Origin of the sequence: Rhodococcus tukisamuensis NBRC 100609 (genome assembly GCF_001894985.1) — a bacterium.
Lineage (GTDB): Bacteria > Actinomycetota > Actinomycetes > Mycobacteriales > Mycobacteriaceae > Rhodococcus_G > Rhodococcus_G tukisamuensis.
The window spans coordinates 15,527-31,872 of the sequence record NZ_BCXG01000028.1 but is presented as its reverse complement, the minus strand read 5'-3'; the positions used below and the strand labels follow the sequence as shown (position 1 = coordinate 31,872).

Annotated in this window: 11 protein-coding genes and 1 pseudogene; 6 read left to right on the top strand and 6 right to left on the bottom strand. The window is 69.5% G+C overall.

Annotated elements, in window-relative coordinates:
• Positions 1–7: 7 nt before the first annotated feature.
• The gene (locus RT2_RS21450; protein ID WP_174556740.1) at positions 8–673 is read right to left on the bottom strand and encodes a HEAT repeat domain-containing protein; all 666 of its coding nucleotides are present in this window, start codon (positions 671–673) and stop codon (positions 8–10) included.
• A 182-nt stretch (positions 674–855) separates the two neighbouring features.
• Here RT2_RS21450 and RT2_RS21445 point away from each other — a divergent pair, with 182 nt between their 5' ends.
• Together RT2_RS21445 and RT2_RS21440 are read left to right on the top strand one after the other, a co-directional pair.
• Complete coding sequence (locus RT2_RS21445) at positions 856–1,656, top strand: IclR family transcriptional regulator (protein ID WP_072846832.1); 801 nt, start codon at positions 856–858, stop codon at positions 1,654–1,656.
• Between the two features lie 102 nt (positions 1,657–1,758).
• Positions 1,759–5,100 (top strand): annotated as a pseudogene (locus RT2_RS21440) (NAD-glutamate dehydrogenase); the annotation flags it as partial.
• Between the two features lie 51 nt (positions 5,101–5,151).
• Here RT2_RS21440 and hutC read toward each other — a convergent pair.
• Positions 5,152–5,925 (bottom strand): histidine utilization transcriptional repressor HutC, encoded by a 774-nt coding sequence (gene hutC, locus RT2_RS21435; protein ID WP_072846830.1) that lies wholly within the window; start codon positions 5,923–5,925, stop codon positions 5,152–5,154.
• A gap of 176 nt (positions 5,926–6,101) precedes the next feature.
• Between hutC and hutU the strand changes: the two genes are divergently transcribed.
• The 4 genes from hutU to RT2_RS26625 all read left to right on the top strand — a co-directional run bounded on the left by hutU (position 6,102) and on the right by RT2_RS26625 (position 11,391).
• Positions 6,102–7,772 carry a urocanate hydratase gene (gene hutU / locus RT2_RS21430; protein ID WP_072846829.1) on the top strand — a complete coding sequence of 557 codons (1,671 nt, stop codon included), beginning with the start codon at positions 6,102–6,104 and terminating at the stop codon, positions 7,770–7,772.
• A gap of 2 nt (positions 7,773–7,774) precedes the next feature.
• Positions 7,775–8,971: an imidazolonepropionase gene (gene hutI / locus RT2_RS21425; protein ID WP_072846828.1), complete on the top strand. Its 1,197-nt coding sequence runs from the start codon at positions 7,775–7,777 to the stop codon at positions 8,969–8,971.
• Entirely contained in the window at positions 8,968–9,933 is a 966-nt protein-coding gene (hutG, locus tag RT2_RS21420; protein ID WP_072846827.1) for a formimidoylglutamase, read from the top strand. The genes hutI and hutG overlap by 4 nt, the downstream gene beginning before the upstream one ends.
• Before the next feature lie 270 nt (positions 9,934–10,203).
• On the top strand, positions 10,204–11,391 hold the full coding sequence (locus RT2_RS26625) for a hypothetical protein (RefSeq protein WP_245709219.1): 1,188 nt from the start codon (positions 10,204–10,206) through the stop codon (positions 11,389–11,391).
• Between the two features lie 147 nt (positions 11,392–11,538).
• Here the strand turns inward: RT2_RS26625 and RT2_RS21410 are convergent, their stop codons facing one another.
• The 4 genes from RT2_RS21410 to RT2_RS21395 all read right to left on the bottom strand — a co-directional run bounded on the left by RT2_RS21410 (position 11,539) and on the right by RT2_RS21395 (position 16,134).
• Positions 11,539–12,135 (bottom strand): HutD family protein, encoded by a 597-nt coding sequence (locus RT2_RS21410; RefSeq protein WP_092775957.1) that lies wholly within the window; start codon positions 12,133–12,135, stop codon positions 11,539–11,541.
• Positions 12,136–12,159: 24 nt separating this feature from the next.
• Positions 12,160–13,707: a histidine ammonia-lyase gene (gene hutH, locus RT2_RS21405; protein WP_072846860.1), complete on the bottom strand. Its 1,548-nt coding sequence runs from the start codon at positions 13,705–13,707 to the stop codon at positions 12,160–12,162.
• Positions 13,708–13,794: 87 nt separating this feature from the next.
• Positions 13,795–15,189, bottom strand: a complete 1,395-nt coding sequence (locus tag RT2_RS21400) for an amino acid permease (protein WP_072846826.1) — start codon at positions 15,187–15,189, stop codon at positions 13,795–13,797.
• 576 nt (positions 15,190–15,765) lie between these two features.
• Positions 15,766–16,134: a hypothetical protein gene (locus RT2_RS21395; RefSeq protein ID WP_072846825.1), complete on the bottom strand. Its 369-nt coding sequence runs from the start codon at positions 16,132–16,134 to the stop codon at positions 15,766–15,768.
• Between the last annotated feature and the right edge of the window lie 212 nt (positions 16,135–16,346).

Sequence of the window (16,346 nt, the reverse complement as noted above, 5' to 3'; positions counted from 1 at the left end):
CCTCCCGCTACGTGTCCGGGCCGGTGACCGCGACGCGCTTCGCCATCTCGAGAGACAGGGTGAACGCGCTGTCGGGGTCGTGGCAGAGCTGCTTCGTGGCATCCGCATGCGCACGCATACGCGGATCGGGACTCGCCCCGGCCGCGTCGAGGACCGGCAGGACGGCGTCCCCGAGCGCCACCAGCGCGCGGCTCAGACTGAGCTGCATGTCCCGGTCGCCCCGTCCGAGCTCGGTCGCCAGATCGGCCGCGAGCGCGACCTCGTCGTCGGGCGGCACGAGCGCCACGGCCGCCCGCCACGCGCTGCGCGCGACCTCGTCGTGCTCGTCGTGCAGCAGCGCCGACACCGCGGGCCAGGCGAGCCGATCGCCGATCTTGGACAGGGTGTGCAGCGCCTGACTGCGGGCCTGCGCGGTGCCAGACCCGAGCTCTTGGACCAGTCTCGGCACCGTGATCTCGGCCGGCAGGCGGCACAACGACCAGGTCAGCATGTCGCGGACGAAGAAGTCCGGTTCGACGGCACACCGAGCGACGAGAATTTCCGTGAGACCGGGATCGCGACCCGTGCCTGCAGCGAGTGCCGCCCGCAGCCGGGCCGACGGGTCGGCTGCGGCCAGGGCGTCGACGAGGTAGGCATTCGGCCCACCGTGGTTGGTTGTGTTCACGACAACCACCTCCTTCGTCGACCATTCGAGTCCTTGTCACTGTGTCAGGGTCAAGTCCCGACGTCAGGGGCGCAATGGTCAGCATGCAGGACACGCCGCTGAACCAATCCAAATCCGCATGACACGACCGCGCGGGCCTGGCTCGGGCCGAGCTCGATGACGCTCGCGCCCAGGCTGGCAGAATCGGCAGCGTGGTCAGGCCAGCGAGTTCCAGCGCATCGCCGGCGGTCGGTCGCGCCCTCGACATCCTGGTGAGACTCGCGCAGCGCCCGGGTCCGGTGCAGGCGGCTGCGCTCGCCCGCGACCTGGATCTGCCGCGTTCGTCGGTGTACCACATTCTGTCCGTGCTGGTGGAGCGCGGCTTCGTGGTGTACGTGCCGGGCGAGCAGGCGTACGGGCTCGGGGTGACGTCCTTCGAGATCGGCTCTGCCTACCTGCGCCACGAGCCGCTCGAGCGGCTCGCGCAGCCGATCCTGCACCGACTGGCCATGCAACTCGGACAGGCCGTGCACCTGGGGATCCTGCACGGCAACGAGACCGTCTACCTCCTCAAGGAACGCCCCACGTCCGGCCCCGCGGCCGAGGTCTCACTGATCACCGATATCGGGGTGCGGCTGCCCGCGCACCTGACCGCCAACGGGCGCGCCATCCTCGCCGCCCTGCCCGATGCTCAGGTCAAGGCGCTGTACTCCCGACGCGGCGACTTCATCACTCGGACCGGGCTCGGCCCGCGGACGCTGACCGAACTGCGCCGCATCCTCGCGGAGGCCCGCTCACGCGGGTGGGCAGAGGAGGTGGACCTGGTGACGACGGGCCTGCGGTCCGTTGGCGCCGCGGTGTTCGACCACAACGGCCGTGCGGTGGCGGCGCTGAGCACCACCTGGCGCAAACAGTTGGCCTATCCCGAGCCGGACGCCGTGGGTCAGACCCTGCTGGGCGGCGCCGAGCGCCTGACCTCCCACATCTCGGGCCACGTCCCCGCTCCACGCTGAGCGAGCAGGGCACCACGATTCGACCCCTTGTGAGGCAGTTCACATGGTTGTATGGTCCTGTATATACAACTGCCGCCGCACGAGGAGAAGCCGACGATGACGCAGGCCTGGGACGACGACTTCCGCGACCGGATGGCAGATCCGGTGCTGGCGAAGTCCTACACCGACTCCCTACCGGAGGCATACAAACACGACTTCGACCCCGAACGCGCCGTCGCGGACGTCACCCGAATCGAGGGGTTGCGCTCCGACTCGTTCGAGGTGGCCCTGCACCCGCCGACGGGCGCCGCACGGGGCCACCTGCGCCTGACGCTCTACATCGACGGAGCAGCAGTCTCGCTCAGCCGCATCCTGCCCGTGATCCAATCCCTCGGCGTCGAGGTGCTCGACGAGCGCCCCTACCCGCTGGCCGACTCGGCCGGCAGTGAATGCTGGATCTACGACTTCGGCCTCGCCCTCGACGTCGCCCCCGCTCCGTCCGACACCGGCATGGCAGCCCGTTTCACCGAGGCCTTCGCCGCCGCGTGGCGCGGCGACGCCGAGGTCGACACGTTCAACCACCTGGTCCTGCGCGCGGGGCTGACCTGGCGGCAGGCGTCGATGCTACGGGCATACGCAAAATACCTGCGCCAGGCCGGGTTTCCGTACAGCCAGGTGCGGATCGCGGAGGTCCTCTCCGCACACCCCGAGTCCGCCCGGTTGCTGGTCGAGCTGTTCGGGGCCCGCTTCGACCCGGCGGCGAACGACGAGGACCGGCAGGACGCGCTGACCGGCCGGCTCGACGACGCACTCGGCAGCGTGGTCAGCCTCGACGAGGACCGAATCCTGCGCGCCTTCACGACACTCATCCGAAACACCCTGCGCACCAACTATTTCACCCGCGGGGGCAGCTCGCCGTTGCTCTCCTTCAAGTTCGATCCGCAGGGGATCGACGAACTACCCCACCCCCGGCCACGATTCGAGATCTACGTCTGCTCGCCGCGCGTCGAAGGCGTGCACCTGCGCTTCGGCAGCGTGGCCCGCGGCGGCCTGCGGTGGTCGGACCGCAAGGAGGACTTCCGCACCGAGGTGCTCGGACTGGTGAAGGCGCAGGCGGTGAAGAACGCGGTCATCGTGCCGGTGGGCGCCAAGGGCGGGTTCGTCGTGAAACAACCGCCCGCGCCGACGGGCGTCGACGCCACCGATCGCGAGGCGCACCTCGCCGAGGGCGTCGCGTGCTACCGGCAGTTCATCGCCGGCCTGCTCGACGTCACCGACAACATCGACTCGGCCACCGGCGCCGTCGTTCCCGCCCGCGACGTGGTCCGCCACGACACCGACGACACCTACCTCGTCGTCGCCGCGGACAAGGGCACCGCCACCTTCTCCGACATCGCCAACGAGGTCGCCGCCGAGTACGCCTTCTGGCTCGGCGACGCGTTCGCCTCCGGGGGTTCGGTCGGGTACGACCACAAGGCGATGGGCATCACCGCGCGCGGCGCCTGGGAGAGCGTCCAGCGGCACTTCCGCGAGATGGGCCGCGACACCCAGAGCGAGGACTTCACGGTCGTCGGCATCGGCGACATGAGCGGCGACGTGTTCGGCAACGGCATGCTGCTCAGCACGCACATCAGACTGGTCGCGGCCTTCGACCACCGTCACATCTTCCTCGATCCCACCCCGGATGCCGCGACGTCGTTTGCGGAACGCAACCGACTGTTCGGCCTGCCCCGTTCCTCCTGGGCCGATTACGCCCCCGCGCTGATCAGCGCGGGCGGCGGGGTGTGGGCGCGCTCGGCGAAATCGGTCCCGATCAGCCCCGAGGCGCGAGGCGCACTGGGTCTCGCCGACGGCGTCACCGCGCTCGCGCCCGCCGCGCTGATCGGTGCGATCCTGCGCGCCCCGGTGGATCTGGCGTGGAACGGCGGCGTCGGCACGTACGTCAAGGCCTCGAGCGAGTCCCACGCCGAGGTGGGAGACAAGGCCAACGACGGGGTCCGGGTCGACGCATGCGACCTGCGAGCCCGCGTCGTGGCGGAGGGCGGAAACCTGGGGCTGACACCGCTCGGACGCATCGAGTTCGCCCGCGCCGGGGGCCGCGTCAACACCGACGCGTTGGACAACTCGGCCGGCGTCGACTGCTCCGACCGCGAGGTCAACATCAAGATCCTGCTCGCGGGTATGGTGGCGTCCGGAAACCTCGCCGCGGGTGAGCGGGACGCACTGATGCGCTCCATGACCGACGAGGTGAGCCGAATCGTCCTGGCGGACAACCGCTCCCAGAACCGGATCCTCGGCGTGAGCCGATCCACTGCCGCCGCCACGATCGGCGTACACGCCCGGATGATCGCCAGGCTGGAGAACGACCGCGGACTGGTCCGCGCGCTCGAGGCGCTACCGGACAAGCGCGAGCTGTCTCGGCGTGCGCAGGACTGCCAGGGGCTGACCTCTCCGGAACTGGCCACCCTCATGGCGCACGTCAAACTCGCAGTCAAGGACGAACTGCTGGCCGGTGACCTGCCGGACGATCCGGCGCTGCGCGACCGGCTGCGTGCGTACTTCCCGGACGCCCTGTGGGAACGCTTCGGCGACCACCTGGACTCACACCGGCTACGTCGCGAGATCACCGCGACAATGCTGACGAACGACGTGATCGACCACGGCGGAATCACTTTCGCGTTCCGCCTCGCGGAGGACTCGGCGGCGATCGGGTCCGACGCCGTGCGCGCCCACGTCGTCGCGGCCCGGATCTTCGACCTGAACCGGCTGTGGGCCGACATCGACGAGAGTGGACTTTCGACGGCCGTCACCGATGCCCTGGTGGTCGACACCCAGCGGGTGCTCGACCGTGCCTCGCGCTGGCTGCTGGCCAACCGGCCGCAGCCCCTCGACATCGGCGCCGAAGTCGCCAGGTTCGCGCCCCGACTCGCCCGCCACGCACACGTGGTCCCGGACTGGCTTCGCGGACAAGAGCTTGCCGATCTGCACGCACGGGTCGCCACGTCGGTCGACGCCGGTGTCCCGCACCATCTCGCTGCCCGGGTTCACCTGCTGCTCGACCAGTTCGGCCTGCTCGACATCATCGAGGTCGCCGACGTCAGCGGCCGAGAGGTGCCCGAGGTCGCGGAGCTGTACTACGCACTGAGCCAACATCTCGGCGCGGTGCACCTGTTGCAGTCGGTGTCGAGACTGGCCTACGACGACCGATGGAACTCACTTGCCCGCCTTGCGATGCGGGACGAGCTCTACGGCTCCCTGCGCGCACTGTGCCTGGACCTGCTCGGCAACCCGGCGGGCGCCGGGGAATCCGCCGCCGAGATGATCGCGCGGTGGGAGGAGCGGAACTCCACCCGCCTCCTGCGGGCACGCTCGACTCTCGACGCGATCTTCGAGAACTCGTCCGTCGATGTCGCGGCCATGTCCGTTGCGGTGCGCCAGATCCGGAGCCTGGTCGGTAGCGTCTGAGCCGATCGCCGCCGGGGCGAGCGGCCGCGGCTCACCGCGGCCGCTCCGGGTTCACTGCGTCTCGAAGGTGCCCTCGAGCCGGTAACGCGAGCCCGGGTGTACCAGTCGTGCGGTGCTCACCAGCCTGCCCTCGGACCAGGTGCGTCGGTGGATCAGCAGGCACGGCTCGGCCTCGCCGATCCCCAGGAGCCGGCACTCGTCCGGGGTCGCGAGCACCGACTCGACCACGTGCTCGCCCCGGCCGAGCGGTGCGACCGACATCAGGTAGTTGTTGGGCGTCTGCGCGGCGAAGTCCTGGTCGAGATACTCGGGCGCGATCTCCGGATTGACGTGCCGATCTTCGACCTGGATGGCCAGATCGTCCTCGAAATGCACCACCCGGGAATGAAACACCGGACTCCCGTCGGGCACTCCCAACTGGTGCGCGATGATCGCCTCGGCGGGCTCGGCGCGAAGGAAGTCCACCTCGCTGCGATGCCGGTGTCCCCTGTGCGTCACCTCGTCGGCGATGTTGCGTACCTCGAAAAGTGCTGAGCTGACCTTCTTTTCGGCGACAAACGTGCCGACACCCATGAGCCGCACGACCAGCCCGTCCGCGCTCAGTTCGCGCAACGCCCGGTTGACGGTCATTCGAGACAACCCCAGGCTGTTGACGAGTTGATTCTCCGATGGCAGCTGGTCTCCCTCCGGCCAACGGCCCGAAACGATCTGCTCAGCAATGAGGTTCTTGACCCGCTGATATGCGGGCGCGGATTCGTGCCCGCGGGCCCGATAGAGCGACGCCACATCGGACTCGTCAATCGCCACCCTGATCCCCGTCCACATCCGCCCGTTGGTGGGCACTCTCGTTTCACTCCAGTCTATCGGCCGACTGATCGGCACCCGACCGGAGGCGCTCAACTCAACCTGTCTCGTATCCGAGAATTCTCGGCGGAGGCACTGTTCCGCGTCGCATCGAACAGGTGTCATGGGGGTCACACAACATCGTCAGGAGACCCGAGATGACCAACCACTCCCCCACTGGACCCCGGCCCGTCCGGGCACCCCGCGGCCCCGAGCTGAGCTGCCTCGGCTGGCAGCAGGAGGGCGCCCTGCGCATGCTGATGAACAACCTCGACCCCGAGGTTGCCGAACGCCCCGACGATCTGGTCGTCTACGGCGGAACCGGACGGGCCACGCGCAGCTGGGAGGCCTACGACGCCATCGTCCGCACGCTGCAGACGCTGAAGTCCGACGAGACGATGCTCGTGCAGTCCGGCAAGCCCGTCGGGGTCTTCCGCACCAACGAATGGGCGCCGCGGGTCCTGCTCGCCAACTCCAACCTGGTCGGCGACTGGGCCAACTGGGAGCACTTCCGCAAGCTCGAGGCCGAGGGCCTGATGATGTACGGCCAGATGACGGCCGGCTCCTGGATCTACATCGGCAGCCAGGGCATCCTGCAGGGCACCTACGAGACCTTCGGCGCGGTGGCACGCAAGAGGTTCGGCGGGACCCTCGCCGGGACCATCACCCTGACCGGGGGTGTTGGCGGCATGGGCGGGGCCCAGCCGCTGGCGGTCACCATGAACGACGGCGTGGCCATCTGCGTCGACGTCGACCCGTCCCGCATCGATCGCCGGATCGCGCACGGCTACCTCGACACCAAGGCCGAGAGCATCGACGCCGCCCTCGCGCTGGCAATCGAGATGCGCGACGCCCGCAAGCCGCTGTCCATCGGCCTGGTCGGCAACGCCGCCGAGGTCTTCCCGGCCCTGCTCGCGATGGGCGCCCCGATCGACATCGTCACCGACCAGACGTCCGCCCACGATCCGCTGTCCTACCTGCCGGTCGGGATCGCGCTCGAGGACTGGCACGCGATGGCCGAGAAGGACCCCGAGCACTTCACCCTCGAGGCCCAGAAGTCGATGGCCGCGCACGTCGAGGCGATGGTCGGGTTCATGGACGCGGGCGCCGAGGTCTTCGACTACGGCAACTCGATCCGCGACGAGGCCCGAAAGGGCGGCTACGACCGGGCATTCGAGTTCCCCGGGTTCGTTCCCGCCTACATCCGCCCGCTCTTCGAGGAGGGCCTCGGCCCGTTCCGCTGGGCCGCCCTCTCCGGCGACCCCAAGGACATCGAGGCCACCGACAAGGCGATCCTCGAGCTCTTCCCCGAGAACGAACACCTCAAGCGCTGGATCACCATGGCGGGCGAGAAGGTTCACTTCGAGGGCCTGCCCGCCCGCATCTGCTGGCTCGGGTACGGCGACCGCCACAAGGCCGGACTGAAGTTCAACGAGATGGTCGCCTCCGGGGAACTGTCCGCGCCGCTCGCCATCGGCCGCGACCACCTCGACTCCGGATCGGTCGCCTCGCCGTACCGGGAGACCGAGGCCATGGCAGACGGTTCCGACGCCGTCGCCGACTGGCCGCTGCTGAACGCCCTCGTCAACACCGCCTCGGGCGCGTCCTGGGTGTCCATCCACCACGGCGGCGGCGTCGGGATGGGCCGCTCCATCCACGCCGGTCAGGTGTGCATCGCGGACGGCAGCGAGATGGCCGCGCAGAAGCTGGAGCGGGTGCTCACCAACGACCCGGGCATGGGCGTCATCCGGCACGCCGACGCCGGGTACGAGCACGCGTCACAGGTCGCGGCCGAGCGCGGCGTTCGCATCCCGATGCAGGAGGCGTAACCGTGTACGACGCACCCGGGCAGGACGGCCGGTGGACGGTCATCGACAACATCGGCACCCTGGTCACCAATGATCCCGAGGCCGGTGACGGCCCGCTCGGCCTGATCCACGACGCCGCGGTGGTCATGGGAGACGGGCTCGTCCAGTGGGTGGGCCCCCGTTCCCGGATCCCGGAGGGCAGTGCCGGATCGCGGTACGACCTGCGTGGCCGGGCCGCCCTGCCCGGGTTCGTCGACAGCCATGCCCACCTCGTCTTCGGCGGCGAACGGGCCGAGGAGTTCGCGGCACGGATGACCGGCGCCCCGTACGGGGCCGGCGGCATCCGCACCACCATCGCCGCCACGAGGGCCGCCTCGGACGCCGAACTCGGCGCGAACGTGGCCCGGCTCGTCGCCGAGTCACTGCACTCGGGCACCACCACGATCGAGACGAAATCCGGTTACGGGCAGTCGGTCCCCGACGAGTTGCGCAGCCTCGAGGTCGCCTCCGCACACACCGCGGAGAGGACCCTGCTCGCCGCGCACGTCACGCCGCCGGAGTTCGCGGGTCGCAGCGACGACTACGTGCGGATGGTGGTCGAGGAGATGGTCCCCAAGTGTGCGCCGCACGCGAAGTGGATCGACGTGTTCTGCGAGGAGGGCGCGTTCGACGCCGACCAGTCGCGGGCCGTCCTCGAGGCCGGCATCGCCGCCGGGCTCACCCCGCGGGTGCACGGCAACCAGCTCAGCTACGGCGCCGGCGTCCGGTTGGCGGTCGAGCTGAACGCCGCGTCCGTCGACCACGTCACCTACACGACCGACGCCGACGTCGAGGCGCTGGCGGCGAGCGACACCGTCGCCACCCTGCTGCCCGGCGCCGACTTCTCCACGCGCAACAAGTATCCCGACGCGCGGGCCCTGCTCGATGCCGGCGCCACCGTCGCGCTGGCGGCGGACTGCAATCCCGGCACCTGCTACACCACCAGCATCCCGTTCTGCATCGCGCTGGCGGTCCGCGAGATGCACATGAGCCCCGACGAGGCCGTGTGGGCGGCGACGGCCGGCGGTGCCGCGGCGTTGCAGCGCACCGACATCGGGCACATCCGGGTCGGCGCGCGAGCCGATCTGATCGCACTCGACGCACCGTCCCACCTGCACCTGGCCTATCGGCCCGGGGTGGCGCTGGTGCGCGAGGTATGGAAGGACGGGTACCGACGATGACCACAGTGGTGGACCTCGCCCCGACGGCCTGGTCCGGACGAGACGACGGCCCCGGCAACGAACACCTGCGCTGGCACGGAGCCGTCGCACCGCTCGCGGGCCGAACCGGCTCCGGCGCAGGCGTTCTCATCGGGTTCCGCAGCGACGAAGGGGTGCGCCGAAACAAGGGTCGTCCCGGCGCCGCCGACGGCCCGGCCGCGCTGCGCCGGGCGCTCGCGTCGATGTCGCTCGCCACCCCGGTGCGGGTGTTCGACGCCGGTGACGTCCAGGTCGTCGGCGAGGATCTCGAGGACGGCCAGGACCGGCTCGGTTCGGCCGTCACCGGCCTGCTCGACGCCGGGAGCCTCGTCACCGTCCTCGGCGGCGGACACGAGGTGGCCTACGGCAGCTACCTCGGCATCGCGAACTCGGCTGCCGTCGCATCGGGTGCCCGCCTCGGCGTGCTCAACCTCGACGCACACTTCGACCTGCGCAGCGACGCGCGGCCGAGCTCCGGGACTCCCTTCCGGCAGATGGCCGACCGCGAAACCGTGCTGGGCCGGGCCCTCGACTACGCGGTGCTCGGCATCTCGCAACCCAGCAACACCGCGGCGCTGTTCGCCACCGCGGCCGAACTCGGCGTGCGCCATCTCCTCGACGACGACTGCACGGCGACGAATCTGCCTGCGGTACAGATGTTCGTCGAGGAGTTCCTCGACGACGTCGACGTGGTCTACCTGACGATCGACCTCGACGTGCTGCCCGCCGCGGTCGCCCCCGGGGTCAGCGCCCCGGCCGCGTTCGGTGTACCGCTCGAGGTGATCCAGCGGGTGTGCGACCTGGTGGCGCGCAGCGGCAAGCTACGGCTGGTCGACGTCGCCGAGCTGAACCCCGCTCTCGACGTGGACAACCGCACGGCGCGGACCGCGGCGCGACTGATCCACCGGATCGTCACGACGGCGCTCGGCCCCCGGACCCACTGAGCCCGACCCCCAAACGTCCTCGGCTCGACGCGTGCGCCTGCCGCCGCGTCGAGCCGAGGATTTCCAACGTTTCGGCCGAAACAGTCACGAGCCGCCGGCGATCGCCATCACGAGTGGAGAACCCCAGGTACACGGGCACGGCGGTCCCTGGATCAGATCGACATGTCTGACGCGGTGCTGCCGGGAGGGCCGCTCAGTTAGAGTCCGACTGACGGGTCTTGAGCAGGTGGCCATGCGGACGAGTCCGCCGTCGCCGCCGGAGAGGTGACCATGTCCGGTTCGACTTCCGAGCATCTGGCCTTCGGCGTGGCCGCGAAAAGGATCGTCCGTTCCGTCGCGATGACCGCCGTGCTGGCGTCGCGGCGACGCGTCCGCCGTCGTACCTCGTGGGTCGGCGAGCAACTCAGCTTCGACGACGCGCGCGGCCGGGTCTACCGGGAGACCGTGGTGGTGCAACCTCCGACAGCCGACCCGTGCGTGCTGGTGGTCGAATTCCGTCTCCGTGGGATCCACGGACGGGCACACACGCTGTTCCGGTGGGAGAGCCTGCTCAACACCCCTCTGTTCGTGGGGTTTCCCGGATTCGTCTCGAAACTGTGGGTCTCCCACGACGAGCGCGAGGTCTATCGGGGCGTGTACGAATGGGACGGCCCCGAGCGGGCGGAGGCGTACGTGCACGCACTGTGGTGGCTGCTCGCGCCGGTCAGCATCCGCGGCTCGATCCGGCATCACGTGGTCCCGGGCCTGCGCCGCGACCAGTGGCTCGCCCAGCGCGGACACCGCCCGCCCGCGGAGACGGACGTAGCGGTCCGCGCCGGGGCGGTCGCCACCGACCGCGCCCACACCGTGGTGGAGTCGGTCGGCGGCGCAGTCCTGATTGCGGCGCACCTGCTCGCGCGACCTCTGCGCCACTGGCGCGCCACCTGGGGTGCCACGGACGAAGAAGCCGCGGCCACCTTCCCGGGCGACGACCTGGTCCCCGACGCGACCTGGAGCTACACCCATGCGATCACCGTCGCGGCACCACCGGAGCGGTTGTGGCCGTGGATCGTTCAGCTCGGCCAGGGCCGCGGCGGGTTCTACAGCTACCCCGGTCTCGAGAACCTCGTCGGCTGCCACGTCCAGAACGCCACCGACGTGCTCGACCGGTTCCAACACCTCGCGGTGGGTGATCCGGTGCTGCTGCACCCCAAAGCGCCACCGCTGACGGTCGCCGCGATCGAGCCGGGTCGGCATCTGGTGCTGATCGGCTCGTCGCCCGACGGCGCCGACGCGTCGCTGTGGGCGTTCCACCTGCTCGACGACGGGGACGGGGGCACCCGCCTGATCGAGCGGGGACGCTACGCCCACAGCGGTGGGCGGGCGAGCAGTCTCGCGTTCGGCCCGACCCTGCTCGAACCGATCAGCTTCGTGATGAGCCGCAAGATGCTGCGCACCCTTCGCGCACTGGCCGAGTAGCGCGGGACCCGAGCCGCCCCTTGCAGCCACATCGACCGCACCAGTTTTCAACCGATCCTCCAGCTTCCGGGCAGCACCCCCAAACATTGGGGCACCTCGGTCACTATCGCGCTCCGCCACGCGTGCGTTCGAGCCTGCGGACCATCGTCAGTCCGTCGACGACACCCGGAGTGCGTGCGGACCGGCGGGCGATATCGAGATGAGCGCGCACCGTCCCCGAGGCACGGGCGGCATCGGTTCGCCGGGCGGCACGATCAGGGCTTCTTCGGTAGCGAGATCGAGACAGATCCGGGCCGAACTGGAACGGTCGGGAATCTCCGACGACCCGATCTCCACCGTCATGTCAGCCACACCCCGCCTGGTCATGACGTTGAGGGCCCGCGTGCGACGCGACGCCCGCGATGTCGGCGCCCACTCCCCCGGGAACGCGAATGTCTGCAGCGGCTCGATCACGTGTCGCACGACGGTGACCGCATCGACACCGTCCCCCGTTGCGGAGAAAGGCGGGCCGGTGAGCTCGAGAGCGACCGAGCCGATCGGGATGATCAATCGGTCGTAGCCCGCGATCACCGAGAAGGTCGACTCGAGCGGTTCGTCGGCGATGCTCACGCGCCAGTCGCCGGTCTCCGCAACCACCTGGGTGGTGCCCTGGCCGTTCAGCCAGGGCACCACCGTGCGGTCGGACGCCGTGGTACGGAACGACGCTGTCCCGTATGCGGTTTCACCGGAAGTCCGATTCCTCATTCGACAGCTGCGAACGGAAGCGGGTCAGCTGAGCTTGCCGACCACGGACTCGGCGCTGTCGAGCAACGCCCCGGAGGCCGCCAGCTGCACCGCGGCCTCGATCTCCGGTGCCAGGTACCGGTCCGTGCCCGGTCCCTGAACCTGCTCACGGATCTTGTCGCGCACGGCGGCGGTCGCGGGCGACGGCTCGAGCGGGGCACGCAGGTCCAGGCCACGGGCGGCGGTGAGCGCCTCGATGGCGAGCACCCGGGTGAGCCCGTCGACGGCACGCCGCAGCTTGCGGGCGCCCGACCAGCCCATCGACACGTGGTCCTCCTGCATGGCGGACGAGGGGATCGAGTCGACGCTCGCGGGCGCAGCGAGCCGTTTGAGCTCGGACACGATCGCGGCCTGCGTGTACTGCGCGATCATGTGCCCGCTGTCCACGCCGGGGTCGTCGGCCAGGAACGGCGGCAATCCGTGGTTGCGTGCGACGTCGAGGAATCGATCCGTGCGGCGCTCGCTCATGCTCGCCAGGTCGGCGACGACGATCGCGAGGAAGTCGAGCACGTACGCGACCGGCGCCCCGTGGAAGTTGCCGTTGGACTCGACCCGGCCGTCGAGGGTCACCACCGGGTTGTCAACGGCGCTCGCCAACTCGAACGAGGCCACCCGCTCGGCGTGTGCGAGGGTGTCGCGCGCGCCGCCCGCGACCTGCGGCGCGCACCGCAGCGAGTAGGCGTCCTGCACGACCGTGCAGTCGGGGGTGGCGTGGCTGGCGACGATTCCCGATCCGGCGAGCACCCGGGTCATGTTCGCGGCCGCCACCGCCTGACCGGGCTGCGGCCGCAGCGCCTGCAGGTCTGCCGCGAACACCTTGTCCGTGCCGAGCAGCCCCTCGACGCTCATCGCCGCGGTGACGTCCGCCAGGGAGAGCAGCTTGTGCAGGTCGTGGCAGGCCAGCACCAGCATGCCCAGCATGCCGTCGGTGCCGTTGATGAGGGCCAGGCCCTCCTTCTCCTTGAGCTCGACCGGCTCGATGCCGGCGGCGGCCAGGGCCTCGGCGGCCGAGGTGAGCTCGCCGTCGGCGTCCCGCACCGTGCCCTCCCCGATCACGGCCATCGCCACGTGCGCCAGTGGCGCGAGGTCGCCCGAGCAGCCGAGGCTGCCGTACTCGTGGACGACCGGGGTGATACCGGCCGACAGCAGCCCCGCGTAGACCTGGGCCACCTCCGGTCGGACGCCGGTCCGGCCGGTCGCCAGCGTGGACAGCCGCAGCAGCATCAGCGCCCGGATCACCTCGCGCTCCACCTCCGGACCGGATCCGGCGGCGTGCGAGCGGATCAGGCTGCGCTGCAGCTGTGCGCGCATCTCCAGCGGGATGTGCCTGGTAGCGAGCGCACCGAATCCGGTCGAGACCCCGTACACCGGCCTCGGGTCCTCGGCGAGGGCCTGGATGCGGTTTCGGCTGGCCCCGATCGCCGAGAGCGCCTCGTCGGACAGTCGTACCGGTGCGCCGAACCGGGCGACGCGCACCAACTCCTCCGGCGTCACGGCGCCGACTCCGACGACGACGGGCTCATTCATGTCCATTGCGCGCTTCTCTGTGTGCGGGAGGGTGTTCGTGCTCATGATTGTTCTCCGTTTCGAATGAGCGGTAGCGAGAAATTTGTCGGTGGGTCAGGACACGCGGTCCGCGTGTAGGGGTTCGGCCGGTGCCGGCTCGGGTCGCACCCACCGGCGGTAGGCGAGGGTGAGCAGCGCCAGCCACACCGCTCCGACGACCAGTGCGACGCGGGTGTCGGCGTCGAAGGCGAGCACCGCGATCACGAACACCAGGAAGCCGATCGCGATCAACTGCCCGTACGGCCAGAACGGCACCGGGAACTTCAGCGCGGCGGTCTCGGCCGGATCCATCCTCTGCCGGGAGCGGTAGTGCGAGAGCAGGATCATCAGCCAGACGAAGATCGTCGCGAAGGTCGCGATCGACGCGATGACCAGGAACACCTTGTCCGGGATGAGGTAGTTGAGGAGCGCTCCGAACAGCAGCGTGATCGTCATGATGACCACCGTCATCCAGGGCACCCCGTTGCGGGAGACCTGCCCCATCGCCGCGGGTGCCTGACCTCGCTGGGCCATCCCGAACATCATCCGGCCGGCGCCGAAGATGTCGCTGTTGATGGCGGACAGTGCGGCGGTGATGACCACGACGTTCAGCACCGTCGCCGCCGGTCCGATGCCGAGCCCCTGGAAGATCTGCACGAAGGGACTGCCCTCGGATCCGATCGACTGCCACGGGTTGATCGCCATGATCACGGCGAGGGTGAGCACATAGAACAGGATGATGCGCACCGGGACGGTGTTGATCGCGCGGGGAATGGTGCGCTCCGGGTCCTCCGCCTCGCCCGCGGTGATGCCGATGATCTCGGTGCCGCCGAAGGCGAACATGACGATCGCGAAGCAGCTGACGAACCCGCCGAACCCGGTGGCGAAGAAGCCGCCGTCGGACCAAAGACTGCTCACTCCGGTGCTGGTGTCGTGGATCCCGAACCCGAAGATCAGGATCGCGATTCCCCCGGCGATCATCGCGACGATCGCGACGATCTTGACGAGGGTGAACCAGAACTCCACCTCGCCGAAGACCTTGACGCTGAGTAGGTTGATCGCGCCGATGAAGAAGATGATGGACAGCACCCAGATCCACCGCGGCACGTCGGGGAACCAGAAGCCCATGTAGACGCCGAATGCGGTCACGTCGGCGAGGCACACCACGATCATTTCGAAGGTGTACGTCCAGCCGGTCATGAATCCGGCGAGCGGCCCCAGGTGCTTGCTCGCGTACTCTCCGAACGAACCCGACACAGGATTGCTCACGGCCATCTCGCCGAGCGCGCGCAGCACGATGTAGATCGCCGCCCCACCGATGAGGTAGGCGAGCAACACCGACGGACCCGCCCGGTTGATCGCTTCCGCCGATCCGTAGAACAGTCCGGTCCCGATGGCCGAACCCAAGGCGATGAACCGGATGTGGCGTGCTGTCAGACCTCGGGTCAGGGCCGCGGCGGTGTCTTTCACAATCGATCTCCCTGGACTGTGCTGGTGGATCCGGCCGGGCCGGCCCCTCGCACTGTGCGGCGAGTCACACCATCGCGATATGTATAGTCCTGTATATACAGCTTCGTCAAGGGTTCGCCGCCACTAAATTCGGTCGAGTACCGGCAACCCGCCGGCGGTCGACCACTCGGCGAGCGAGTCGGGACACCCGACCTGCCGCACGTGGAGCGGCCTCCGACCGGCACCGCCGACACCTCCGGACAGGCCCTCCCCCACCGTCGAGCGGCAGGTCACTCGCGCGATGACGCAGCAGAGCCGAGGCCCCCCAGACGCTCGACCAGCCAGGCCTGAGTGCTGCGGGTGATCTCGCCTGTCGACAGGGCCGCGGCGACCGGCCGCTGGCAGGCTGTCTGGTCACAAGCGACGGAGACCCAGGCGGCGCCACAGGCCACATGACCGCCGGCGAACGGCCCGCAATGCGTGGATACGCGCATGGGCACGCCGGCGTTGTGAATCGTCAGTACGGGACGGAAGTCCCCTCACCCACGCACCGCGGATGAGGGGACCACGAGCAACCGGAACCGCCAGACGGGCCCCCTAGGTGATGAGAGCGATTCCGATGCCCGGGCCACCGCCCGGCAGCTGCACCAGCGGACTGTTGGTGAAGCGCTGATCGGTCTGCTCGAATCCCACCATCGGGAACGCGACATTGTCCTGGTGGTGCCAGGTCCTGTTGATGCTGATCACCCCGGGGACCGAGTCCGGCGACACCCAGAAGGTGTCCGGCCCGACCGCACCCACGGCCACGAACTTCGTCGTGGGCGAACTCAGGTCGTAGTCGCTGGACACCCGCCGGTACTCGATCATCCAGAACGCCCTCTTCGGAGCCTGGTACAAAACCTTTTCCGCCGCCTCGTAGATCGGGAACCCGGCGTCCCGGGCGGCGGTCAGCGTCTTGACGGTCATCCCATAGGGCGCCTCGAGACTGGAAGCCGCCGCAGTGACGGGCGCCAGCGGATCGGTGGCGGCACCCGCCGGAGCCACCGCCCCTACACCAATCGCGACCGCGGCCGCGCCCCCGGCGAGTACGCGCCTCGCTCGAATACCCATCATCGATGAATCCCCCTCCGTCGAATGACCGAAAACCTACCGATACATCCGATTTGCCCGCCCGACCG